The sequence below is a fragment of the Paenibacillus sp. P4_A7 genome, assembly GCF_056402455.1.
Window position 1 is genome coordinate 1 of the sequence record NZ_JBFUHJ010000920.1, and the last position, 604, is coordinate 604.

Genomic DNA, 604 nt, shown 5'->3' on the forward strand with positions numbered 1-604 from the left:
GGCATTGTGATTACAGGTTTCCCTTATTATGAGCTAAATGTGCTGCCATATACGCCGTTCGAGCTGGAGGAGCATGATCATGTGTACAAGCTTCCTGCTAGCGACAAAACGGTCGTTCGAGTGAATGATAAGCAGTCAGGTATAGGCGGCAATGATAGCTGGGGGGCGCGGCCTGAGAAGGAATATATGCTGTATGCGAACCGGGTATACACGCATCGATTCTCGTTCCAAGGTGTCTAAATAAGAGAAAGGCTGATCCTGAAGTAGCTTATGCTACGGTGGGATCAGCCTTTTTATTTAATATATACGCCGCCGAAGGGCAGCAACTCACGAAGAATGCGTTTAATGAAGCTGCTGTTCTGCAGCTGATCCTCCAGTTCAGGATCATGTGAACCGGTTTGAATGAGGACGGGACCGTTGCCCTTAATCTCCCATTGCACATTCATATGCTGACTGGCAAGCTTATTTCCATATACGGATAACTGGATGGACGCATTTGCGGGATAGGCGACTAGAGCACCTGTCTCTACATAAAGCGGTCGTTCGGGGTGAAGCTGAATTGACTTTACATCGCCAGTCGTAATAATACCCAAGTATCCGGGAC

The 604-nt window shown here is 48.0% G+C and carries 1 protein-coding gene and 1 pseudogene; one reads left to right on the forward strand and one right to left on the reverse strand.

The window, feature by feature from the left end; translation table 11 throughout:
- Window positions 1–240 (forward strand): beta-galactosidase small subunit-related protein (locus AC1DWN_RS34950; protein ID WP_477563376.1); only part of this gene is annotated, 240 nt, incomplete at its 5' end.
- A 53-nt stretch (window positions 241–293) separates the two neighbouring features.
- Here AC1DWN_RS34950 and AC1DWN_RS34955 read toward each other — a convergent pair.
- A pseudogene (locus tag AC1DWN_RS34955) lies at window positions 294–604 on the reverse strand (AIM24 family protein); the annotation flags it as partial.